The sequence below is a fragment of the Enterobacter sp. PL_is379 genome (genome assembly GCF_055817355.1).
Window position 1 is genome coordinate 197834 of record NZ_JBVPGT010000033.1, and the last position, 23384, is coordinate 221217.

23 protein-coding genes and 1 riboswitch are annotated in these 23384 nt (G+C 59.1%); of the genes, 16 read left to right on the forward strand and 7 right to left on the reverse strand.

What is annotated here, in order from left to right:
• Positions 1-181: 181 nt before the first annotated feature.
• From hutI to hutH, 5 genes are all read left to right on the forward strand, one after another.
• On the forward strand, positions 182-1405 hold the full coding sequence (hutI, locus tag AC0TOY_RS22305; protein WP_248163615.1) for an imidazolonepropionase: 1224 nt from the start codon (positions 182-184) through the stop codon (positions 1403-1405).
• Positions 1402-2340: a formimidoylglutamase gene (hutG, locus tag AC0TOY_RS22310; protein WP_473722571.1), complete on the forward strand. Its 939-nt coding sequence runs from the start codon at positions 1402-1404 to the stop codon at positions 2338-2340. Before hutI ends, hutG begins: the two co-directional genes overlap by 4 nt.
• Before the next feature lie 19 nt (positions 2341-2359).
• Positions 2360-3094, forward strand: coding sequence for a histidine utilization repressor (locus AC0TOY_RS22315; protein WP_061715730.1), 735 nt, complete (start codon positions 2360-2362; stop codon positions 3092-3094).
• Positions 3095-3220: 126 nt separating this feature from the next.
• Entirely contained in the window at positions 3221-4909 is a 1689-nt protein-coding gene (hutU, locus tag AC0TOY_RS22320) for a urocanate hydratase (protein WP_024908772.1), read from the forward strand.
• Positions 4906-6426 carry a histidine ammonia-lyase gene (gene hutH / locus AC0TOY_RS22325; protein ID WP_061715729.1) on the forward strand — a complete coding sequence of 507 codons (1521 nt, stop codon included), beginning with the start codon at positions 4906-4908 and terminating at the stop codon, positions 6424-6426. Before hutU ends, hutH begins: the two co-directional genes overlap by 4 nt.
• A gap of 103 nt (positions 6427-6529) precedes the next feature.
• On the opposite strand, the gene AC0TOY_RS22330 is transcribed toward hutH, so the two are convergent.
• Together AC0TOY_RS22330 and bioA are read right to left on the reverse strand one after the other, a co-directional pair.
• Positions 6530-7006, reverse strand: coding sequence for a kinase inhibitor (locus AC0TOY_RS22330; protein WP_061715728.1), 477 nt, complete (start codon positions 7004-7006; stop codon positions 6530-6532).
• A 48-nt stretch (positions 7007-7054) separates the two neighbouring features.
• On the reverse strand, positions 7055-8344 hold the full coding sequence (gene bioA, locus AC0TOY_RS22335) for an adenosylmethionine--8-amino-7-oxononanoate transaminase (RefSeq protein ID WP_416202943.1): 1290 nt from the start codon (positions 8342-8344) through the stop codon (positions 7055-7057).
• An 86-nt stretch (positions 8345-8430) separates the two neighbouring features.
• On the opposite strand from bioA, the gene bioB reads away from it, so the two are divergent.
• The 4 genes from bioB to bioD are packed head-to-tail and all read left to right on the forward strand — an operon-like array spanning position 8431 to position 12058.
• Positions 8431-9471 (forward strand): biotin synthase BioB, encoded by a 1041-nt coding sequence (gene bioB, locus AC0TOY_RS22340; protein WP_032641628.1) that lies wholly within the window; start codon positions 8431-8433, stop codon positions 9469-9471.
• Complete coding sequence (gene bioF, locus AC0TOY_RS22345; RefSeq protein ID WP_473722574.1) at positions 9468-10625, forward strand: 8-amino-7-oxononanoate synthase; 1158 nt, start codon at positions 9468-9470, stop codon at positions 10623-10625. The genes bioB and bioF overlap by 4 nt, the downstream gene beginning before the upstream one ends.
• The gene (gene bioC / locus AC0TOY_RS22350) at positions 10609-11364 is read left to right on the forward strand and encodes a malonyl-ACP O-methyltransferase BioC (RefSeq protein ID WP_463726948.1); all 756 of its coding nucleotides are present in this window, start codon (positions 10609-10611) and stop codon (positions 11362-11364) included. Before bioF ends, bioC begins: the two co-directional genes overlap by 17 nt.
• Complete coding sequence (gene bioD, locus AC0TOY_RS22355) at positions 11357-12058, forward strand: dethiobiotin synthase (RefSeq protein ID WP_473722576.1); 702 nt, start codon at positions 11357-11359, stop codon at positions 12056-12058. Before bioC ends, bioD begins: the two co-directional genes overlap by 8 nt.
• Here bioD and AC0TOY_RS22360 read toward each other — a convergent pair.
• Complete coding sequence (locus AC0TOY_RS22360) at positions 12021-12743, reverse strand: ABC transporter ATP-binding protein (RefSeq protein ID WP_463726947.1); 723 nt, start codon at positions 12741-12743, stop codon at positions 12021-12023. The genes bioD and AC0TOY_RS22360 overlap by 38 nt on opposite strands.
• A 752-nt stretch (positions 12744-13495) precedes the next feature.
• Between AC0TOY_RS22360 and uvrB the strand changes: the two genes are divergently transcribed.
• Entirely contained in the window at positions 13496-15511 is a 2016-nt protein-coding gene (gene uvrB / locus AC0TOY_RS22365; protein WP_473722577.1) for an excinuclease ABC subunit UvrB, read from the forward strand.
• A 74-nt stretch (positions 15512-15585) separates the two neighbouring features.
• Here uvrB and yvcK read toward each other — a convergent pair whose 3' ends face one another.
• Positions 15586-16494 (reverse strand): uridine diphosphate-N-acetylglucosamine-binding protein YvcK, encoded by a 909-nt coding sequence (yvcK, locus tag AC0TOY_RS22370; RefSeq protein WP_048992088.1) that lies wholly within the window; start codon positions 16492-16494, stop codon positions 15586-15588.
• 225 nt (positions 16495-16719) lie between these two features.
• Positions 16720-16853: riboswitch (molybdenum cofactor riboswitch) on the forward strand.
• Between yvcK and moaA the strand changes: the two genes are divergently transcribed.
• The 6 genes from moaA (at position 16841) to AC0TOY_RS22400 (ending at position 20319) form a co-directional block, all read left to right on the forward strand.
• Positions 16841-17830: a GTP 3',8-cyclase MoaA gene (moaA, locus tag AC0TOY_RS22375; RefSeq protein WP_248273154.1), complete on the forward strand. Its 990-nt coding sequence runs from the start codon at positions 16841-16843 to the stop codon at positions 17828-17830. It overlaps the preceding riboswitch by 13 nt.
• Positions 17831-17853: 23 nt before the next feature.
• Entirely contained in the window at positions 17854-18366 is a 513-nt protein-coding gene (gene moaB / locus AC0TOY_RS22380; protein ID WP_473722578.1) for a molybdenum cofactor biosynthesis protein B, read from the forward strand.
• Between the two features lie 3 nt (positions 18367-18369).
• Positions 18370-18855 carry a cyclic pyranopterin monophosphate synthase MoaC gene (gene moaC / locus AC0TOY_RS22385; RefSeq protein WP_023292962.1) on the forward strand — a complete coding sequence of 162 codons (486 nt, stop codon included), beginning with the start codon at positions 18370-18372 and terminating at the stop codon, positions 18853-18855.
• Positions 18848-19093 carry a molybdopterin synthase sulfur carrier subunit gene (gene moaD / locus AC0TOY_RS22390; protein ID WP_032649449.1) on the forward strand — a complete coding sequence of 82 codons (246 nt, stop codon included), beginning with the start codon at positions 18848-18850 and terminating at the stop codon, positions 19091-19093. The genes moaC and moaD overlap by 8 nt, the downstream gene beginning before the upstream one ends.
• A gap of 1 nt (position 19094) precedes the next feature.
• Complete coding sequence (gene moaE / locus AC0TOY_RS22395; protein ID WP_024908759.1) at positions 19095-19547, forward strand: molybdopterin synthase catalytic subunit MoaE; 453 nt, start codon at positions 19095-19097, stop codon at positions 19545-19547.
• A gap of 64 nt (positions 19548-19611) precedes the next feature.
• Complete coding sequence (locus AC0TOY_RS22400) at positions 19612-20319, forward strand: Bax inhibitor-1/YccA family protein (RefSeq protein ID WP_024908758.1); 708 nt, start codon at positions 19612-19614, stop codon at positions 20317-20319.
• 89 nt (positions 20320-20408) lie between these two features.
• Here the strand turns inward: AC0TOY_RS22400 and AC0TOY_RS22405 are convergent, their stop codons facing one another.
• Genes AC0TOY_RS22405 through AC0TOY_RS22415 form a run of 3 tightly spaced genes read right to left on the reverse strand, consistent with a single transcriptional unit; the run spans position 20409 to position 23367 of the window.
• A complete protein-coding gene (locus tag AC0TOY_RS22405) occupies positions 20409-21371 on the reverse strand; it encodes a lysylphosphatidylglycerol synthase domain-containing protein (RefSeq protein WP_024908733.1) in 963 nt (320 codons plus the stop codon).
• A complete protein-coding gene (gene clsB / locus AC0TOY_RS22410; RefSeq protein ID WP_473722579.1) occupies positions 21371-22609 on the reverse strand; it encodes a cardiolipin synthase ClsB in 1239 nt (412 codons plus the stop codon). The genes AC0TOY_RS22405 and clsB overlap by 1 nt, the downstream gene beginning before the upstream one ends.
• Positions 22606-23367, reverse strand: coding sequence for an endonuclease/exonuclease/phosphatase family protein (locus AC0TOY_RS22415; RefSeq protein WP_032649441.1), 762 nt, complete (start codon positions 23365-23367; stop codon positions 22606-22608). Before AC0TOY_RS22415 ends, clsB begins: the two co-directional genes overlap by 4 nt.
• Between the last annotated feature and the right edge of the window lie 17 nt (positions 23368-23384).

Consider the following 23384-nt stretch of genomic DNA (forward strand, 5'->3'; position numbering starts at 1 on the left):
TAGCCTGCTTTTTTATACTAAGTTGAGCGAAACGGGAAGATAAAAAGGGTAAAAGTTGCATTTTTAGCCCCGGAGCCGCAGGTAAGTGATCACAAATAAATAACATTTTCCACAAAGTCGGTTGACAGCAGGCAACAGATGAAAATAAATGTCTATACAACCTATGACAAGTGGAATGCCCATGCAGCAGATTCATCCCGACGATGTAATATGGCGAAATGCGCGACTGGCTACGATGGTGCCGGACGTCTCTGCGCCCTATGGACTGAAAGAGCAACATGCCCTGGTCGTGCGCGGCCACACCCTTCTGGCCGTGATCCCTGAATCTGACATTCCTGCCGGACACCCTCACTGTGTCGATCTCCAGGGGCGTCTGGTCACGCCTGGCCTGATTGACTGCCATACCCACCTGGTGTTTGGCGGCGATCGCGCGGCGGAGTGGGAGCAGCGTCTGAACGGCGTCTCTTATCAAACCATCAGCGCCCAGGGGGGCGGGATTAACGCGACCGTGACGGCGACGCGCAGCAGCTCACCCGAAACCCTGCTTAAGCTGGCGCAGCAGCGGCTTCAGCGACTGATGAATGAAGGCGTCACTACGGTTGAAATCAAGTCGGGATACGGTCTAAACCCCGAGGCCGAAGAGAAGATGCTGCAGGTTGCCCGCCAGCTGAGCCTCAATAATCCGATCGATATCAGCCCAACGCTGCTGGCGGCCCATGCGGTTCCGTCGGAATACCGACAGGATCCAGATGCGTATCTCACGCTGGTCTGTGAGCAGATATTGCCCGCGCTGTGGCAAAAAGAGTTATATGAAGCAGTAGACGTGTTCTGCGAAAACGTCGGCTTTACCCCGTCGCAAACCGAGCGCCTCTTTCAGGCGGCAACCGCGCTCGGCATCCCGGTGAAAGGACATGTCGAACAGCTGTCGAATCAGGGCGGTGCGGCGCTGGTCAGCCGGTATAAGGGACTCTCCGCCGATCATATCGAATATCTTGACGACGCAGGCGTTCAGGCGATGGCGGAAAGCGGCACGGTTGCGGTCCTGTTGCCGGGGGCGTTCTATTTTCTGCAGGAGCGCCAGCGTCCGCCGGTTGAACAGCTCAGAAAACAGGGTGTCCCGATGGCGGTCGCCACCGACTACAACCCCGGCACCAGCCCGTTTGCCAGCCTGCACCTGGCGATGAACATGGCCTGCGTCCAGTTTGGCCTGACGCCGGAAGAGGCCTGGGCTGGCGTGACGCGACACGCGGCGCAGGCGCTGGGCCGCGGCGCAACCCACGGACAGCTGCGGGCCGGCTTTGTCGCTGATTTTATCGTCTGGGATGCTCACCATCCGGTTGAGATGGTCTACGAGCCGGGACGCAATCCGCTGTATCAACGTATTTTCCGTGGGGAGGCAGTATGAGGTTATGGCGGCCCGTAGCCGAAACGGTCTGGCAGGGGCGCGACGACAGCGCCGAGGCCAGCAATGCGACGCGCATTTTCCAGACGATAAAGCAGCAGGGGCAGTTCACGCCGCTTTCATCCGGCATCGCGCTGATAGGCTTTGAATGTGATGCAGGCGTAAAACGCAATCAGGGCAGGCCCGGCGCCGTGCAGGCGCCTGATATGCTGCGAAAGGCGCTGGCGAATATGGCAAGCCATCAGGGACACGGTCGGCTGGCGGACATGGGCTCGGTTTACGTTGAAGGCGACGAGCTGGAAGCGGCACAGCAGGCGTTAAGCGATGCCGTTACGGCCTGTCAGCAGTCCGGGATGCGTACGCTGGTTTTTGGCGGTGGGCACGAAACCGCCTGGGCACATGGTCGGGGCGTTCTTGACGCGTTCCCTAACGAGCGCGTGGCGGTGATCAACCTTGATGCGCATCTTGACCTGCGCAAGGCCGACCATGCCACGTCCGGCACCCCGTTTCGTCAGCTGGCGCATTACTGCGATGAGCGCGGGCGGGCATTTCAGTACGCCTGCTTTGGCGTGAGCCGGGCGGCGAACACGCAGGCGCTGTGGGATGAGGCTGAACGCCTGAACGTCACGCTGGTGGAAGATCTCCATTTCAGGCGCGATGCGCTATCTGCGCTGGAAAAAGTGCTGGCGCAGGCTGACCGTATCTACCTGACGATCGATCTGGACGTCCTGCCCGCCAGCGAAATGCCTGCCGTTTCCGCTCCGGCTGCGTTAGGCATACCGGCACTGGATCTTCTGCCGGTTATCGAACAAATCTGCCGTAGCGGTAAGCTACAGGCCGCCGATCTGGTAGAGTTTAACCCGCAGTACGATCGGGACGGACAGGGCGCAAAGCTTGCCGCCCGTCTGGCCTGGCAAATTGCTCACTGGTGGGCATAACACTATTCAAGGAGTTACGATGTTTTCACGCTCACCTCTGCCGCAGTCGAGCCTTCCCGCGCCTTTCTACGAAAAGGTGAAGCAGGCGATCAGCGAAAAAATCGCCACCGGCGTCTGGCGGCCGCACGATCGCATTCCCTCGGAGGCCGAGCTGGTGGCGCAGTTCGGTTTTAGCCGGATGACCGTCAACCGGGCGCTGCGCGAGCTGACCGACGAAGGGCTTCTGGTGCGCTTGCAGGGCGTGGGGACATTTGTGGCGGAACCGAAAGGGCAATCCGCCCTGTTTGAAATCCGCAGTATTGCCGATGAGATAACCTCGCGTAATCACCAGCACCGCTGTGAGGTGCTGGTGCTCGAAGAGACCCAGGCCAGCGCCGAGCAGGCGGTAGAGCTGAATGTCAAAGAAGGTAGCCGGATCTTCCACTCGGTTATGGTGCATTTTGAGAACGACATTCCGGTGCAGATTGAAGATCGCTGCGTGAATGCTGAACGGATACCAGACTATCTGAACCAGGATTACACCCAGACGACGCCGCACGCCTATCTCTCGCTCGTCGCACCGCTGACGGAAGGGGAGCACATTGTGGAGGCCGTGCGCGCAACGCCGCAGGAGTGCGAGCGGCTGCGCATTAAAGAGCACGATCCGTGCCTGCTGATTCGCCGTCGGACCTGGTCCTCGTCGCACATTGTGTCGCATGCCCGACTGCTTTTCCCGGGGAACCGTTACCGGCTGCAGGGCCACTTTATGTCATAAGTTTTAAAAGCGTGATAGCTAACGCAATATAACAAAATTGTATCTTTTTTGTTAAAACTGACCTTGTGTGTGCTTGTCTATACAAGTATATCTAAATGCATCACTGTCCCGTATGAGGAGCACACAATGTCGTCAGGTAAATACCGCCAGCAGGATGTCCGCGCCGCGCGCGGCACCACTCTCACCGCCAAAAGCTGGCTCACCGAAGCCCCGCTGCGTATGTTGATGAACAACCTTGATCCTGAGGTGGCGGAGAACCCCCACGAGCTGGTGGTCTACGGCGGCATAGGCCGCGCCGCGCGCAACTGGGAATGCTATGACGCAATTGTAAAATCCCTGACCGAACTCGAACATGACGAAACCCTGCTGGTGCAGTCCGGCAAGCCGGTGGGCGTGTTCAAAACGCACAAAAACGCGCCGCGCGTGCTGATCGCCAACTCTAACCTCGTGCCGCACTGGGCCACCTGGGAACACTTCAACGAACTGGACGCGAAAGGGCTGGCGATGTATGGCCAGATGACCGCGGGTAGCTGGATCTACATCGGCAGTCAGGGGATTGTGCAGGGCACCTACGAAACCTTCGTGGAAGCCGGTCGCCAGCACTATAATGGCTCGCTCAAAGGCCGCTGGGTGCTGACCGCGGGTCTCGGTGGGATGGGCGGCGCGCAGCCGCTGGCCGCCACGCTTGCCGGCGCGTGCTCGCTCAATATTGAATGCCAGCAGAGCCGCATTGATTTCCGTCTGCGTACCCGTTACGTCGACGAACAGGCAACCGACCTGGACGATGCGCTGGCGCGCATCAAAAAATACACGTCTGAAGGTAAAGCGGTGTCGATTGCCCTGTGCGGCAACGCGGCGGACATTCTCCCGCAGCTCGTCGCCCGCGGCGTACGCCCGGATCTGGTTACCGACCAGACCAGCGCCCATGACCCGCTGCACGGTTACCTGCCAAAAGGCTGGACGTGGGAAGACTATCAGCAAAAAGCGGAAACCGATCCGGAAGGCACGGTGCTTGCCGCGAAACGCTCCATGGCGGAACACGTCTCCGCGATGCTGGCCTTCAGCAAGATGGGCATTCCGACCTTTGATTACGGCAACAACATTCGCCAGATGGCGAAAGAGATGGGCGTGAATAACGCCTTCGACTTCCCGGGCTTCGTTCCTGCCTATATTCGCCCGCTGTTCTGCCGCGGCATCGGTCCGTTCCGCTGGGTTGCCCTGTCCGGTGACCCGGAGGATATCTACAAAACCGACGCCAAAGTGAAGGAGATCGTCGCCGATGACGAACACCTGCACCGCTGGCTGGATATGGCCCGCGAGCGCATTAACTTCCAGGGCCTGCCGGCGCGTATCTGCTGGGTAGGGCTGGAGTGGCGGCAAAAACTCGGTCTGGCCTTCAACGAAATGGTGCGCAGCGGTGAAGTTTCCGCGCCGATCGTCATTGGCCGCGACCACCTGGACTCCGGCTCCGTCGCCAGCCCGAACCGCGAAACCGAAGCCATGCGCGACGGCTCGGATGCGGTCTCCGACTGGCCATTGCTGAACGCTCTGCTCAATACCGCCAGCGGCGCGACCTGGGTATCGCTGCACCACGGCGGCGGCGTGGGGATGGGCTTCTCCCAGCATTCCGGGATGGTCATCGTCTGCGACGGAACCGATGAAGCCGCCGCGCGTATCGCTCGCGTACTCCACAACGACCCGGCAACCGGCGTGATGCGTCACGCGGATGCGGGTTATGAGATTGCCATTGACTGTGCCAAAGAGCAGGGCCTTAACCTGCCGATGATCCCTGCCACACAAGGAAAGCATGAATGAACGCATTAACACTCACTCCCGGCTCGCTGACGCTCAAACAGCTGCGTAACGTCTGGCGTAAACCGGTCACCCTTTCGCTTGATGAAAGCGCGCACGCGGCCATTAATGACAGCGTTGCCTGTGTGGAAGCCATTGTGGCCGAAGGGCGCACGGCCTACGGGATTAATACCGGCTTTGGGCTGCTGGCGCAGACCCGCATCGCGACGCACGATCTGGAAAATTTACAGCGTTCTCTGGTGCTGTCGCACGCGGCGGGCGTCGGCCAGCCGCTTGACGATGAGATTGTCCGTCTGATGATGGTCCTCAAAATCAACAGCCTGGCGCGCGGCTTTTCCGGCATTCGCCTGAGCGTCATTCAGGCGCTGATGGCGCTGGTCAATGCGGAAGTCTATCCGTGGATCCCGGCAAAAGGCTCTGTTGGGGCATCCGGCGATCTTGCCCCGCTGGCGCACATGTCGCTGCTGCTGCTGGGCGAAGGCAAAGCGCGCTGGCAGGGCGAGTGGCTGCCTGCGAAAGAGGCGCTGAAAAAAGCCGGCTTAACGCCCATTACGCTGGCGGCGAAAGAGGGGCTGGCGCTGCTGAACGGCACGCAGGCATCGACCGCCTTCGCGCTGCGCGGCCTGTTTGAAGCGGAAGATCTGTTTGCCTCGGCGGTGGTGTGCGGCGCGCTGACCACCGAAGCCGTGCTGGGCTCGCGTCGCCCGTTCGATGCCCGCATCCACGAGGTGCGCGGTCAGCGCGGGCAGATTGATGCCGCCGCGATGTACCGTCACGTGCTTACCGACACCAGCGAAATTGCCGATTCACACCATAACTGCGAAAAGGTTCAGGATCCGTATTCCCTGCGCTGCCAGCCGCAGGTGATGGGCGCGTGCCTGACGCAGCTGCGTCAGGCGGCGGAGGTGCTGCTGGTGGAGGCCAACGCGGTGTCCGATAACCCGCTGGTGTTCGCTCAGGAAAACGAGGTGGTCTCCGGCGGTAACTTCCACGCCGAGCCGGTAGCGATGGCGGCGGATAATATCGCCCTGGCGATTGCCGAAGTCGGCGCGTTGTCCGAGCGCCGTATCGCGCTGATGATGGATAAACATATGTCCCAGCTGCCACCGTTCCTGGTGCGTAACGGCGGGGTCAACTCGGGCTTTATGATTGCTCAGGTGACGGCCGCAGCGCTGGCAAGCGAGAACAAAGCCCTGTCGCACCCGCACAGCGTGGACAGCCTGCCAACGTCTGCAAACCAGGAAGATCACGTTTCGATGGCACCGGCTGCCGGGCGTCGTCTCTGGGAAATGGCCTCCAACACCCGCGGCGTGCTGGCGGTGGAATGGCTGGCGGCAAGTCAGGGTATCGATCTGCGTGAAGGGCTAAAATCCAGCCCGCTGCTGGAGCAGGCGCGTCATGCGCTGCGCGAGCATGTATCGCATTACGATGACGACCGCTTCTTTGCGCCGGATATTGATAAGGCGATGCAGCTTCTGGAAGAGGGGCGGCTGGTGGGGCTGTTACCTTCGGTGCTGTGATTTTTCCCCTCACCCTAACCCTCTCCCACAGGGAGAGAGAATTGCCAGGTTTTCTCCCTCTCCCTGTGGGAGAGGGCCGGGGTGAGGGCATCAGCCCGCACGATTACGAATACATCGCCGTAATCGACGCGCTGCCAAGCGTATGGAAATGCACGTTAAACCCGACCATTGCGCCGCTCGCCCCTTCATCGACCTCAATCCTCTCCACATCCAGCGCGTGCACCGTGAAGATATAGCGGTGGGTTTCCCCTTTTGGCGGCGCCGCGCCGCCGTAGCCCGCTTTACCGAAGTCAGTGCGCGTCTGAATGGCACCTTCAGGCAGGGCAACCAGGTCTGAACCGGAACCCTGCGGCAGGACGCGCGTGTCGGCAGGCAGGTTCGCCACAATCCAGTGCCACCAGCCGGAGCCAGTAGGCGCATCCGGGTCGTAGCAGGTCACGACAAAGCTTTTGGTGCCTGCCGGAACCTCATCCCACGCCAGGTGTGGGGAGATATTGTCTCCCTGATACCCCATGCCGTTGAAAACGTGACGCTCCGGCAGTTTTTCACCGTCGCGCAGATCTTTGCTGATGATTTTCATACGGTTTACCCTCGTTGATCGCTCGTTCAGCAAGTGTAATGCATAGGGTTAAATCGTGAAATGCGCGGGAATGTTAACGGCTGTTACAACCGCGTCGGTTAATTTACGCAGCTGCTCCGACGTAATGCTGTACGGCGGCATCAGGTAGATAAGCTTGCCGAAAGGCCGTACCCACACGCCCTGGTCCACGAAGAAGCGCTGTAGCGCCGCCATATTCACCGGATGGGTGGTTTCAATCACCCCGATGGCGCCCAGCACCCGCACGTCCGCGACGAAATTCGCCCCTGAGGCGGCGCTCAGCTCCGCTTTCAGCTGCACTTCAATCGCCGCAACCTGCGTCTGCCACTCGCCGCTCTCCAGAATGGCGAGGCTTTCGCTTGCGACGGCGCAGGCGAGAGGATTACCCATAAACGTCGGACCGTGCATAAAGCAGCCTGCTTCGCCGTCGCTGATGGTGTCGGCGACCTGGCGGGTCGTGAGCGTGGCGGAAAGTGTCATGGTGCCGCCGGTCAGCGCTTTGCCGAGGCACAGAATATCCGGGGCGATACCCGCATGTTCGCAGGCAAACAGCTTGCCGGTGCGGCCAAAGCCGGTGGCGATCTCATCGGCAATCAGCAGAATGCCCTCGCGGTCGCACATCCTGCGAATACGCTTCAGCCATTCCGGGTGGTACATCCGCATCCCGCCCGCGCCCTGCACGATCGGTTCAAGAATGACGGCAGCAATCTCGTGACGATGCGCCGCCATCAGCCGCGCGAAACCGACCATGTCCATTTCGTTCCACTCGCCGTCGAAGCGGCTCTGGGGGGCCGGGGCAAACAGGTTTTCCGGCAGATAGCCCTTCCACAGGCTATGCATGGAGTTGTCCGGATCGCATACCGACATCGCCCCGAAGGTATCCCCGTGATAGCCGTTGCGGAAGGTGAGGAACCGCTGGCGCGTTTCGCCTTTGGCGTGCCAGTACTGCAGCGCCATTTTCATCGCCACTTCCACCGCCACGGAGCCGGAATCCGCCAGGAACACGCACTCCAGCGATTCAGGCGTCATCGCCACCAGGCGACGGCATAAATCCACCGCGGGCTGATGGGTGATCCCGCCGAACATCACGTGCGACATCTGGTCAATCTGCGCCTTCATCGCCGCATTCAGGCGCGGGTGGTTGTACCCGTGAATGGCCGCCCACCAGGAGGACATCCCGTCAACGAGCTGTTCGCCGCTGGCGAGATGCAGCTCGCAGCCGTGCGCGGAGGCCACCGGATAAACGGGAAGGGGGCGGGTCGTGGAGGTGTAAGGGTGCCAGATATGCTGCTTGTCGAAGGCGAGATCGTCCTGGGTCATAATCGACTTGTAAACCATTTTGAAAAGTTTTAGGTTTACGAGTATAAACCGAACCGAAAATTAACAAAACCCTTTGGAGAAGCCCCATGGCTCACCACGCACGCTGGACGATGTCGCAAGTTACTGAATTATTCAATAAACCTTTCCTTGAGCTGATGTTCGAAGCCCAACAGGTGCATCGTCAGCACTTCGATCCTCGCCATGTTCAGGTCAGCACGCTGCTGTCGATCAAAACCGGTGCCTGCCCTGAAGACTGCAAATATTGCCCGCAGAGCGCGCGCTACAAAACCGGCCTGGAATCCGAACGGCTGATGGAAGTGGAGCAGGTACTCGACTCGGCGCGCAAGGCGAAAAACGCCGGCTCGACCCGCTTCTGCATGGGCGCGGCGTGGAAGAACCCGCACGATCGCGACATGCCTTACCTGGAGCAGATGGTAAAAGGCGTGAAGGAGATGGGCCTAGAGGCCTGTATGACGCTCGGCACGCTGAACGACGAGCAGGCGCAGCGCCTTTCGGCGGCGGGGCTGGACTATTACAACCACAACCTCGACACCTCGCCGGAGTTTTACGGCAACATCATCACCACGCGTACCTACCAGGAGCGTCTGGATACGCTGGATAAAGTGCGTGACGCGGGGATCAAGGTCTGCTCCGGCGGCATCGTGGGCTTAGGCGAAACCGTGAAAGACCGTGCGGGCCTGCTGCTGCAGCTGGCGAACCTGCCGACCCCGCCGGAAAGCGTGCCGATCAACATGCTGGTGAAGGTCAAGGGCACGCCGCTGGCGGACAACGACGATGTGGATGCGTTTGATTTTATTCGCACCATCGCGGTGGCGCGCATCATGATGCCGACCTCTTTCGTGCGCCTCTCTGCCGGTCGCGAGCAGATGAACGAGCAGACCCAGGCCATGTGCTTTATGGCCGGAGCCAACTCTATCTTCTACGGCTGCAAGCTGCTGACCACGCCGAACCCGGAAGAAGACAAAGACGTTCAGCTGTTCCGCAAGCTGGGGCTTAACCCGCATCAGACCGAGGTGCTGACGGGCGATAACGAGCAACAGCAGCAGCTGGAGCAGCAGATTTTCAACGCCGACACCGACCAGTTCTACAACGCGGCAGCCGTATGACCTGGCAGGCACGTATCAACTCTGCGCTTGACGACCGTCGGGCGGCAGAGGCATTTCGCGTTCGCAGGGTGGTGGAAAACGGCGCGGGCCGTTTTCTTACCCGTGAAGGCCAGAGGTTCTGCAATTTCTCCAGCAACGACTATCTCGGGCTGAGCCAGCATCCGGCCATTATCCGCGCCTGGCAGCAGGGCGCTGAGCGGTTTGGCGTGGGCAGCGGCGGCTCGGGACACGTCAGCGGATACACCACAGCGCATCATGCGCTGGAAGAGGAACTGGCTGACTGGCTCGGCTACCCGCGCGCGCTGCTGTTTATCTCCGGTTTTGCCGCCAACCAGGCGGTGATTACGGCCCTGATGGAAAAAGAGGACCGCATTGTCGCCGACCGCTTAAGTCACGCCTCCCTGCTGGAGGCGGCACATTTAAGCCCGGCGCAGCTGCGCCGCTTTGCTCATAACGATGCGGGACAGCTTGCTGCGCTGCTGGATAAACCCTGCGACGGACAACAGCTGGCGGTCACGGAAGGGGTATTCAGCATGGACGGCGACAGCGCGCCGCTTGCCGCGCTGCACGATACCGCCAAACGGCAAAACGCCTGGCTGCTGGTGGACGATGCCCACGGCATTGGCGTAATGGGCGACGAAGGGCGCGGGAGCGCGTATCAGCAAAACGTGAAGCCGGAACTGCTGATTGTCACCTTCGGCAAAGGTTTTGGCGTCAGCGGCGCCGCCGTGCTGTGCAGCGAATCCGTCGCCGACTATCTGCTGCAGTTTGCCCGACACCTAATCTATAGCACCAGCATGCCCCCGGCGCAGGCCGTGGCGCTGTCTGCATCGCTGGCGGTGATCCGCAGCGCAGAAGGGGATGAACGTCGCCAGCGTCTGGCAGAGCATATCGCTCGCTTCCGTCAGGGACTTGAGGCGCTGCCCTTCCGCAGTCCCGATTCGCAGAGCGCTATCCAGCCGGTGATTGTCGGTGAAAATGCCCGCGCGCTGGCGCTGGCACAGGCGCTGCGCCAGCGCGGCATGTGGGTGACCGCCATCCGCCCGCCAACGGTCCCGCCAGGTACCGCGCGGCTGCGCTTAACCCTGACGGCGGCGCATGAACGACAGGATATTGAGACGTTGCTGGAGGCGCTCCATGTTGCCGGTGAATAAGCAGGCCATCGCGGCGGCATTTGGTCGCGCCGCGCAGAGCTATTCGCAGCACGATGAGCTGCAGCGTCTGAGCGCGCAGGGGCTTCTGACCGCGCTTGGCGAGAGTCGTTTTCCGCAGGTACTCGACGCCGGCTGTGGTCCGGGCAGCAACAGCCGCTACTGGCGCGGGGCAGGAAGCCAGGTGACGGCTATCGATCTCTCAGCCCAGATGCTGGAAGAGGCACGCCAGCGGCAGGCGGCAGATCGCTATCTGCTGGCCGATATCGAGGCGATCCCGCTGGCGGATGCGCAGTTCGATCTGGTCTGGAGCCATCTGGCGGTCCAGTGGTGCAGCAGCCTGCCGCAGGCCTTGCGCGAGCTTTATCGCGTGGCGCGACCGGGCGGGAAGGTGGCCTTTACCACCTTGCTGGAGAGTTCGCTGCCGGAGCTGAATCAGGCGTGGAAAGCGGTGGATGAGCAGCCGCACGCTAACCGTTTTTTATCGCATGAGCAGGTGACGCAGGCGCTGACAGGCTGGCGCTACCGCAGCACGGTGCAGACCATCACGCTCAATTTTAGCGATGCGTTCAGCGCCATGCGTTCGCTGAAGGGCATCGGCGCCACGCACCTGCATACCGGACGGGAGAAAAAACCACTCACCCGCGGACAGCTGCAGCGGCTGGAGCTGGCCTGGCCTCAGCAGCGGGGTTATTTCCCGCTCTCTTATCAACTTTTTCATGGGATTATCGAACGTGACTGAACGTTATTTTGTCACCGGAACGGATACGGAAGTGGGCAAAACGGTGGCCAGCTCTGCGCTGCTGCAGGCGGCACGAAAGCTCGGAAAAAACACCGTCGGATATAAGCCCGTTGCTTCCGGCAGCGAGATGACGGCGGAAGGGTTACGCAACACCGACGCGCTGGCGCTCCAGCGTAACAGCACGCGTGAACTCGCCTATTCAGCGGTCAATCCGTACACCTTTGCCGAGCCGACCTCGCCGCACATCATCAGCGCTGACGAAGGTCGTCCGATTGATTTCGCCCTGCTTTCAGCCGGGTTACGGGCGCTGGAAAGCCAGGCCGACTGGGTGCTGGTGGAAGGGGCTGGAGGCTGGTTTACGCCGCTTTCGGACACGCAGACGTTTGCTGACTGGGTGCAGGCCGAGCAGCTTCCGGTCATTCTGGTCGTCGGCGTTAAGCTGGGCTGCATCAATCACGCCATGCTGACCGCGCAGGCCATACGGCAGGCCGGGCTGCGTCTGGCGGGCTGGATAGCCAACGACGTGGTTGCGCCGGGGAAACGACACCAGGAGTATCTGGCGACGCTCAGGCGCGTTCTTCCCGCCCCGTGCCTCGGAGAAATTCCCTGGCTTGCTGACGGCGCGGAAAATGCCGAAACCGGGCGTTATCTCGATCTCAGCGTCTTGCTTCCCGCGACATCCAGTGCGCGATAAGCTCGTCATCCAGTTCGTTAACGTGGCCCTGCGCCACGTTACGCCCGCGATAGAGCATACAGAAACGGTCCGCAACCCGGCGGATAAACGACAGCTGCTGCTCCGCTAACAGCACCGTCATACCTAACTCCCGGTTTAAGCGCGCCAGCAGCTGCCCCAGCTTCTGAGCGAAGCTGTGTCCTGCGCCGTGCAGGGGCTCATCGAGGATCAGCAGGTGAGGACGGTTCACCAGCGCATTAGCCAGCGCCAGCTGGTACTGGTCGTCCGGAGAGAGCGTGTTGGCGCGGGTCTGTCGCAATGCGTAGAGCGCTGGAAACAGGTCGTAAACGTCATTTTTCGCTTCAGGGTTGGGTTTCCCCATCGCCCGCATGGCGATATGCAGATTCTCCTCAATCGTTAACTGGGAGAAGATCCGCCTGTCCTGCGGGACATAGCCTATCTCCGTTCCTGAACGCTGTTCTGGCGGCAGGTTAAGCAAATCGCGCGGCGGCGCGCCTGCCTCATGCCAGATGATGCTACCGCTTTCGACGGGCACTCTCCCGGCGATGCAATTCATGAGGGTGGTTTTCCCCATTCCCGGCAGGCCAACGACGCCTGTACACATCCCTTGCGGAAAATCCAAATTCACGTTCCATAGCGTATGTTGGCTTCCGTAAAACTGATTCACAGCACGCAGACTCAACATCTTTCTCTCCTTAAAAATGTGTGTAGGTGAGGCTCGGGTTTGAATCTGCAAAACCCCTGCCAGAAACCGAAAAGCGTTTAAAAAACCGGCTTTTTTAGGAATAAGTCACCGGAGAGGGGGTGAGAAAAAACGGGATTGCACATCGACGGTGCTGGCGGTGTTGAGTTGTGGTGCAGAACCCGAAATGCTGAAAATGTGAGCAAGATCGCATCGGTTGGTTATGAATGACGCAACTGTTAATCAGCAAAAAATAGCTATAAAAATTTTTTACCGCCGTCTCGTGGGAAAATCCGGGAATTTGCCGAGCGCCAGTCTGCATGGGCTGGAAGCAGTTATCCACTATTCCTGTGGATAACCATGTGCATTAGAGTTAGAAAACACGCGATAAGCGAGAGAAGACGCGGCTTACGCCCAAATTGACGCGAAACGCGGCTTTAGAAAATATCGTTTATTATTTAATTGCTTAGATAAAAGCAATTCCCGTCATGAAAGTGTCACTCGTTGCCACAAAACTATCATTACCTGGCTTGACAAATGTTAAAAAAGAAAAAGTTCTGGGGATAACCTGACCTGACTGGTGTTTTATATTGTCACAGTCCAAATTTTGGTCGCTATCGCGCTAATCATTCAGGCGCTACTCTAAATATCCTGACATGCTACTGGTTTTTCATCCAGTGTTTTTTACTGGCATTCCTGGCAACAAGGAGTAAAATTACTCACCTGCCGCTTATAACGTCATCAGGTTGTCGCCCATGAGTAAACCGTTCAAATTGAATTCTGCTTTCCGTCCATCTGGCGATCAGCCTGAGGCGATCCGTCGTCTGGAAGAAGGGCTGGAAGATGGGCTGGCGCACCAGACGCTGCTGGGGGTAACCGGCTCGGGTAAAACGTTCACTATCGCCAACGTGATTGCGGATCTCCAGCGCCCCACGATGGTGCTGGCACCCAATAAAACCCTGGCCGCACAGCTTTACGGCGAGATGAAAGAGTTCTTCCCGGAAAACGCCGTGGAGTATTTCGTCTCCTACTACGATTACTACCAGCCTGAAGCCTATGTACCGAGCTCTGACACCTTCATTGAGAAAGATGCCTCGGTGAACGAACACATCGAGCAGATGCGTCTGTCGGCCACTAAGGCGCTTCTGGAGCGTCGCGATGTGGTCGTTGTCGCATCGGTTTCCGCGATCTACGGTCTCGGCGATCCGGATCTCTATCTCAAGATGATGCTGCACCTGACGCAGGGGATGATCATCGACCAGCGCGCCATCGTCCGTCGTCTGGCGGAGCTGCAGTATGCCCGTAACGATCAGGCGTTCCAGCGCGGCACCTTCCGCGTACGCGGTGAGGTGATCGACATCTTCCCGGCGGAATCGGACGATATGGCGCTGCGCGTCGAGCTGTTCGACGAAGAGGTTGAACGCCTGTCGCTCTTCGACCCGCTGACCGGACACGTTGAGTCGGTGATCCAGCGCTTCACCATCTACCCGAAAACGCACTACGTGACGCCGCGCGAGCGTATCGTGCAGGCGATGGAAGAGATCAAAGTGGAGCTGGCCGAGCGCCGTAAGGTGCTGCTGGCCAACAATAAGCTGCTGGAGGAGCAGCGCCTGAGCCAGCGCACCCAGTTTGACCTTGAGATGATGAACGAGCTGGGCTACTGCTCCGGCATCGAAAACTACTCCCGCTTCCTCTCCGGGCGCGGGCCGGGCGAGCCGCCGCCGACGCTGTTTGACTACCTTCCGGCAGACGGTTTGCTGGTGATCGACGAATCCCACGTTACGATCCCGCAGATCGGCGGGATGTACCGCGGCGACCGGGCGCGTAAAGAGACGCTGGTGGAGTACGGATTCCGCCTGCCGTCGGCGCTGGATAACCGTCCGATGAAGTTTGAAGAGTATGAGGCGCTCGCGCCGCAAACCATCTACGTCTCGGCCACGCCGGGCAACTACGAGCTGGAGAAATCCGGTGAAGACGTTGTCGATCAGGTTGTGCGTCCAACGGGTCTGCTCGACCCGATTATTGAAGTTCGTCCGGTGGCCACCCAGGTGGACGATCTGCTCTCGGAAATTCGCGCCCGTTCCGCCATCAACGAGCGCGTGCTGGTGACCACGCTCACCAAGCGTATGGCGGAAGACCTGACCGAGTATCTCGAAGAGCACGGCGAGAAGGTGCGTTATCTGCACTCGGATATCGATACCGTGGAGCGCATGGAAATTATCCGCGACCTGCGTCTGGGCGAGTTTGACGTGCTGGTGGGGATTAACCTGCTGCGAGAAGGTCTCGATATGCCGGAGGTCTCGCTGGTGGCGATTCTGGATGCGGACAAAGAGGGCTTCCTGCGTTCCGAGCGTTCGCTGATTCAGACAATTGGCCGCGCCGCGCGTAACGTCAACGGGAAAGCGATTCTGTACGGTGACAAAATTACCCCGTCGATGGCGAAAGCGATTGGTGAGACGGAACGCCGCCGCGAGAAACAGCAGCGCTACAACGAAGAACACGGCATTACGCCGCAGGGTCTGAACAAGAAGGTGGTGGATATTCTGGCGCTGGGTCAGAACATTGCCAAAACCAAAGCGAAAGGCCGCGGCAAGGCGCGTTCAGTGGTGGAAGAAGATACCGTCGTGCTGACGCCGAAAGCGCTGCAGCAGAAAATCCACGAGCTGGAAGGGCAGATGATGCAGCACGCGCAGAACCTGGAGTTCGAAGAGGCGGCGCAGATCCGCGACCAGCTTCATCAGCTGCGGGATCTGTTTATCGCGGCATCATAGGTTAAAGCAGCGTGTTTCTCCCTCTCCCCGTGGGAGAGGGCCGGGGTGAGGGCATCAGGCCGCAAAAAACGAACCTAACCCAGCGCCTGAATCGCCTTCTCCAGCGCCTCGCGCAGCAGGTGACGGTCGTGGCGATACTTGATGTCTGAGGCCTCCAGTGGCTCCTGCACCACCAGACGATCGCCAATCCCTGACACATCCACTTTTGGTCCCACGACTACGCCGTCAATGATTTTCTTGCCGACGTAATGCTCCATTAATTCAAGCTTGTCCGCCAGCGACAGGCTCGCCGCCGCCGGGCTCAGTTCACGTCCCAGATTACCGATGTAAACCATCGGCGCCGGGGTGCGGCGCAGCGCCTGCGCCAGCTCTTTCACCAGCAGAATGGGCATCAGGCTGGTATAAAAACTGCCTGGACCGATCAGGATAAGATCCGCTTCCCCGATTGCCTCTACCGCTTCACGCGTGGCGGGCACGCTCGGATAGGTCATCAACTCCGTTGGCGGCAGAAGGAGCTGGTCAATATTCACCTCGCCGTAAACTTCATGCCCTTCGGCGTCGATAGCCATCAAGTCAACCGGTTGTTCAGACATGGGGATCAGGAATGCGTCCACTTTGAGCAGATTACGGATCAGATTGATGGCTTCGAGAGGCCGTACGCTCAGGTGATCCAGCGCCTTTAACATCAGATTTCCGAGGTTATGCCCGGAAAGTTCGCCATTACCGCCAAAACGGTACTCAAACATCGCCGACGCGACGCTCGGCTCGGTAATTAACTGGTTCAGGCAGTTGCGCATATCTCCCCAGGCAATGCCGCCTTCGGCACGACGAATGCGCCCGGTTGAGCCGCCGTTATCGGTGGTGGTCACTATCCCTGTCAGCCTTGAGCCCAGTGACGACAAAGAGGACATAACCCGGCCTAAGCCGTGTCCTCCGCCAAGAGCGACCACTCGGTCAAGATCCGCAAAAGTGCGATTGCGCATACGTATTCCTTATCACGTTCGATCGCGTAACAGTAACCTAACTACCCCTAAAAGACGATGCCTCACCCGATGCAAAATGACGTATATCAATGTGAAAATGCGGTTTTTAGGTATTCTGTAGCGAAAATGGACGAATGACTCGCTATATACTTAATTATATAGCGAAAAGCGATAATGGCGCCGTCAGAATTTCCGCGCTACTATCGCCCTAACCACGTTTTCAAAATTGAAAACATACACTCTAGCCCTTGCGCCTGTGTCGAAAGATATGGCGCTCTGGCCGTGGCGAATTTGCCACCAGGGTACAGAAAGAAATGACTGTGCCTCCCGATCTGGAAAGGTGTACATGGCTTCACAACTTACTGATGCTTTCGCGCGTAAGTTTTATTACTTACGTCTGTCGATTACCGATGTGTGCAACTTCCGTTGCACCTACTGCCTGCCCGATGGCTACAAACCGGGCAGCGTCACCAATAACGGCTTTCTCTCCGTGGATGAAGTGCGCCGCGTCACGCGCGCCTTCTCTGAGCTCGGCACCGAAAAAGTGCGCCTTACCGGCGGTGAACCCTCGCTGCGCCGCGATTTCCCCGACATCATTGCCGCGGTACGTGAAAACGAACGTATCCGCCAGATTGCGGTGACCACCAACGGTTACCGCATGGCGCGCGACGTGGCGACCTGGCGCGATGCGGGGCTGACGGCGATTAACGTCAGCGTCGATAGTCTGGACGCCCGCCAGTTCCACGCCATTACCGGCCAGGATAAATTCCAGCAGGTCATGGACGGTATCGATGCGGCATTTGCGGCCGGCTTCGAAAAAGTCAAAGTCAACACGGTGCTGATGCGTGATGTAAACCATCACCAGCTCGATACCTTCCTGGCGTGGATTAAATCCCGCCCCATTCAGCTGCGTTTTATTGAGCTGATGGAAACCGGCGAGGGCAGCGAGCTGTTCCGCCGCCATCACATCTCCGGCATGGTGCTGCGCGACGCGCTGCTAAAACGCGGCTGGATCCACCAGATCCGCCAGCGCAGCGACGGCCCGGCGCAGGTCTTCTGCCATCCTGATTACGAAGGCGAGATCGGGCTTATCATGCCTTACGAGAAAGATTTCTGCGCCAGCTGCAACCGCCTGCGCGTCTCCTCCGTGGGCAAGCTCCATCTGTGCCTGTTTGGTGACGGCGGCGTAGATCTTCGCGATCTGCTGGAAGACGATGCGCAGCAGGACGCGCTTGAAGCACGCATTTCTGAAGCGCTGACGCATAAAAAACAGACCCACTTCCTGCATCAGGGCAATACCGGCATTACTCAGAACCTGTCCTACATCGGCGGGTAATCAGGCTTAAGAAGGAACAGAAAATGAGTCAGGTAAGCGCAGAATTTATCCCGACACGCATTGCTATCCTTACCGTTTCCGACCGCCGTGGCGAAGAGGATGATACCTCCGGCCACTGGCTGCGCGAGGCGGCCCATGACGCGGGGCATCGCATCGTCGATAAAGCGATCGTGAAGGAGAACCGCTACGCCATTCGCGCGCAGGTCTCTCAGTGGATCGCCAGCGATGAGGTGCAGGTGGTACTGATCACCGGCGGCACCGGCTTTACCGCAGGCGATCAGGCGCCTGAAGCGCTGATCCCGCTGTTCGACCGCGAGGTGGAAGGCTTCGGCGAGGTGTTCCGCATGCTCTCCTTTGAAGAGATTGGTACCTCCACGCTGCAGTCGCGCGCCGTTGCCGGGGTGGCTAACAAAACGCTGATTTTCGCCATGCCGGGTTCGACCAAAGCCTGCCGCACCGCGTGGGAAAACATCATCGCCCCGCAGCTGGACGCCCGTACCCGTCCGTGTAATTTCCATCCCCATTTAAAGAAATAAGCTATGTCACAACTGACCCACATTAACGCCGCCGGTGAAGCGCATATGGTGGACGTCTCCGCCAAAGCCGAAACGGTGCGCGAGGCGCGCGCCGAAGCGTTCGTCACCATGCTGCCGGAGACGCTGGCGATGATCATCGACGGCAGCCATCACAAGGGTGATGTCTTTGCCACCGCCCGCATCGCGGGGATTCAGGCCGCCAAGCGCACCTGGGATCTCATCCCGCTGTGCCATCCGCTGATGCTGAGCAAGGTGGAGGTGAACCTGCAGGCGCAGCCGGAGCAGAGCCGCGTGCGCATTGAGTCACTCTGCCGCTTAACCGGCAAAACCGGCGTGGAGATGGAAGCCCTGACGGCGGCCTCCGTTGCCGCGCTGACCATCTACGACATGTGCAAAGCGGTGCAGAAAGACATGGTGATTGGCCCGGTTCGCCTGCTGGCAAAAAGCGGCGGAAAATCCGGTGATTTTAAGGTGGACAGCCATGATTAAGGTGCTCTTTTTTGCGCAGGTGCGCGAGCTGGTGAATACCGACAGCCTGACGCTGGATGCGTCTTTTGAAAACGTTGCTGCCCTGCGCGCGCATCTGGCGGCACAAAGCGACCGCTGGGCGCTGGCGCTGGACGAAGGCAAGCTGCTGGCCGCCGTTAACCAGACGCTGGTGGAATTCACCCACCCGCTGGCCGAAGGGGATGAAGTGGCCTTCTTCCCGCCGGTAACGGGGGGCTAAGATGGCTGACACCCGAATTCTGGTGAGCCCCGGGCGTTTTAACGTGGGGACCGAATACAGCTGGCTGGCGGAACGCGATGAAGACGGCGCGGTCGTGACCTTTACTGGCAAGGTGCGCAACCACAACCTCGGCGACAGCGTGAAGGCGCTGACGCTGGAGCACTATCCGGGGATGACGGAGAAGTCGCTGGCGGAGATTGTGGAGGAGGCGCGGGGCCGCTGGCCGCTCGGCCGCATCACGGTAATTCACCGCATCGGCGAGATGTGGCCTGGCGAGGAGATTGTCTTCGTTGGAGTGACCAGCGCGCACCGCGGCAGCGCGTTTGCGGCAGGGGAGTTCATTATGGATTACCTCAAAACCAGAGCGCCGTTCTGGAAGCGCGAAGCCACGCCGGAAGGCGATCGCTGGGTAGAATCTCGCGACAGCGATAAACAAGCCGCCAGCCGTTGGTAGTCGGTTTACGTGGATGTGTTAATCTTAACGTGTGTGTCTACTTAATCTTAATCAGGAGTGAATCATGGACCGATTTCCGCGTTCCGATTCAATAGTACAGCAGACCCGTAGCGGCCTGCAGACGTATATGGCTCAGGTGTACGGCTGGATGACGGTTGGCCTGCTGCTTACCGCGTTTATCGCGTGGTATGCGGCGAACACGCCGGAGCTGATGATGTTTATCTTCTCCAGTAAGATCACCTTCTTTGGGCTGATTATCGCGCAGCTGGCGCTGGTGTTTGTGCTTTCCGGTCTGGTGCAAAAGCTGAGTGCCGGCATGGCAACGACCCTGTTTATGCTCTATTCGGCACTAACGGGGCTGACGCTTTCCAGCATCTTTATCGTTTACACCTACTCATCCATTGCCAGCACCTTCGTGGTCACCGGCGGGATGTTCGGTGCGATGAGCCTGTACGGTTACACCACGAAGCGCGATCTGAGCGGCTTCGGCAGTATGCTGTTTATGGGGCTGATCGGGATTGTGCTGGCGTCGCTGGTGAACCTGTGGCTGAAGAGCGAAGCGCTGATGTGGGCCGTGACCTACATCGGGGTGGTGATCTTCGTTGGATTGACGGCGTATGACACCCAGAAGCTGAAAAACATCGGCGAGCAGATTGACGTGCGCGACAGTTCAAACCTGCGCAAATACGCGATCCTGGGCGCGCTAACGCTGTATCTGGACTTCATCAACCTGTTCCTGATGCTGCTGCGTATTTTCGGCAACCGTCGTTAAGGTTGCTTTGCCGGGTGGCGGCTTCGCCTTACCCGGCCTACGAAGCGCGAACCGTAGGTCGGGTAAGGCGAAGCCGCCACCCGACTTATTCACTTCGCTAGCATCCTCTCATTCTTCGCCCGCAGCTTTTTCGCCCGACTTTCCAGCACCAGATAGCAGACCGTTGCCAGCGCCAGCGGCAGGAAGTAATACAGCATGCGGTAGGCGAGCAGGGCAGCGATGATGGCACCCTGAGAAACGTGCTCCCCGGCCAGCAGGGCAATAAACACCGCCTCCAGCACGCCGATCCCCGCCGGAATATGCACAATCACCCCGGCAATACTGCTCACCAGCAGCACGCCCAGCACGAAGAAGTAGTTTACGTCCTCGCCAATCAGCAGCCAGATGATGGCTCCCATCGCCATCCAGTTAGCGCTGGAAACCGCCATCTGCAGCACCGCAAACTTCCACGAGGGCAGGACCAGCTTTTGCCCTTTAATGGTCATATGACGGCGTCTGGCAAAGGCGCAGGCCCAGAGATAAACGGCGATAATCAGCAGCAGTACGATGCCCAGAATGCGCAGCGTTGCCTCGTCGATATACCAGTGCGCGGGGAGCTGCACCACGCCGATGGTGAAGATCACCCCGCCAAGCAGGATATAGCCCAGCCAGTTGGTGGTAATGCTCAGGGAAAAAATGCGCGTGATGGTTCCGCCCGGCAGGCCAAGGCGCGAATAAAGGCGATAGCGCATGCCAATGCCGCCGACCCAGGTGCTCAGCGTCAGGTTAAAGGCGTAGCAGATAAACGACACCAGCATTACCTGACGTTTGGCCAGCTTGTGGCCGCAGTAAGCGCGGCCCAGCAGGTCATAGCAGCCGTACATCAGGTAGCTCACGATAACCAGCCCCACAGCGCCCAGCAGCACCATCCGGTTATAGTTGCGGATGACCTTCCACACCTCTTCCCAGTCAACTTTCTGCGCGTAGACCACCAGCAGAACCGCGACCGCAATAAAAAACAGCCAGGTGAGGATCTTTTTTGCCAGCCGCCAGCGTGGATGCGATTTCGACATCAGGGTTTGCCTCCGTCTTCCGCTTCAATACGGTCCTGGGTTTCCAGTTCGGGTTGTACCGGCGGGTCCACCTGTGCCAGCTTCGGCGTATGCGCCGGCAGCCAGCCGACCATCGCCGGGAAATGCCGCAGAAAGTGGAACACCACCACGCTGATGCCCAGGTTCCACCAGGTGCGTTTGGGAACCATGGACTCATCCACGCGCACGCAGTCGTTAACGATCAACGCCTGCAGGTTATCCCGCAGGGTCTGATTAAACTGGCGATCGTGGATGATCAGGTTGGCTTCAAGGTTGAGCGATAAGCTCAGCGGATCGAGGTTGCTGGAGCCCACGGTGGCCCAGTGATCGTCCATCAGCGCGACTTTGCCGTGCAGCGGTCGGCGGCGATATTCGTAGATCTGGACGCCGCCCTTCACCAGATAGTTATACAGCAGCCGTGCCCCGACTTTGACGATCGGCATGTCCGGCTCGCCCTGCACAATCAGCTTCACGCGCACGCCGCGTCGGGCCGCATTGCGCATGGCGTGCAGCAGACGATAGCCCGGGAAAAAGTAGGCGTTAGCGATGATCACTTCACGCTTCGCGTTGGCCAGCATCTTGAGATAATGACGTTCAATATCGTCCCGGTGCTCGCCGTTGTCGCGCCAGACGAAAAGGGCCTGCGCTTCGCCGGGCTTCCGGTTCTCTTCCGGGCGATGACGGCGTTTCCACCAGCGGCGAACGGCCTCTTTCCCCGGCAGGTTCTCCAGCTCAAACAGCAAGATGTCCTGTACCACCGGGCCTTCAATGCGAATCGCGTAATCCTGCTTCGCTTCCGGGCCGTAGTCGGACATATGCTCAGCGGAGTAGTTAATGCCGCCGACAAACGCCACCGTCTCATCCACCACCACAATTTTGCGATGCATCCGGCGGAAAAGGTTGGTACGCATACCGAACAGGCGAGGGCCGGGATCATAGTAGCGGAACACCACCCCCGCGGCGGTCAGTTCATTGACGAATGCATCGCTGAGGTCCGGCGAGCCGTAGCCATCCAGCAGCACTTCAATATTCACCCCGCGCTGGGCGGCGCGCAGCAGCACGCTGTGCAGCTGCTTGCCAACGTTGTCTTCGAACCAGATAAAGGTTTCGAGGATCACCTTCTGCTGAGCGTGATCAATCGCCTTAAACACGGCCGGGTAATACTCGTCCCCGTTGACCAGCAGCGTGATCCGGTTGCCTTCCTGCCAGGAACATTTCATAGGTGGATCTCCGCGCTGAGCGGCGCATGGTCGGAAAGATGCCGCCAGTTGAGGAGCGCCAGGGCGGTTGGGCTGCTGGCATGGGCATTTTTTACGTAGATGCGGTCAAGCCGCAGCAGCGGGAAACGGACCGGAAACGTGCGCGCAGGTCTGCCGTTCGCCCGGGTGAAAATTTCCTCCAGTCCGGCCTCTACCTTTAACGGATGGTTTGCCCGCTGTCGCCAGTCGTTGAAATCGCCCGCCACTACCACCGGTTCACCTTCGGGAAGCGCGTTGGCCCATTCGGCCAGCATTTTCAGCTGCGCCTGACGATGGGCTTCGCGCAGGCCCAGATGAACACAGCCGACATGGATGGGCAGCTCAAGATCGGGCGGGGTAACGCGGCAGTAAAGCAGGCCGCGTTTTTCGCTCTCCCCGACGGAAACGTCGCGGTTTTCGTAATGTTCTATGGGATAACGGGACAGCACCGCGTTGCCGTGATGCCCTTCCGGATAGACCGCATTGCGGCCGTAGGCGTAATCACTCCACATGGTGTCGGCCAGAAATTCATAGTGCGGCGTGTCGGGCCAGTTCTCAAAGTGAAGCGGATGCACTTCGTGTGCGCCCATCACCTCCTGCAGGCAGACAATATCCGCGCTGACGGTGCGAACCGCGTCGCGCAGCTCCGGTAAAATGAAGCGGCGATTAAATGCTGTGAAGCCTTTATGAATGTTTATCGTCAGCACTTTAAGCGAGAAATGCTGCATTTTTTTCGTCATAAGCTCCTTCCTGAGTG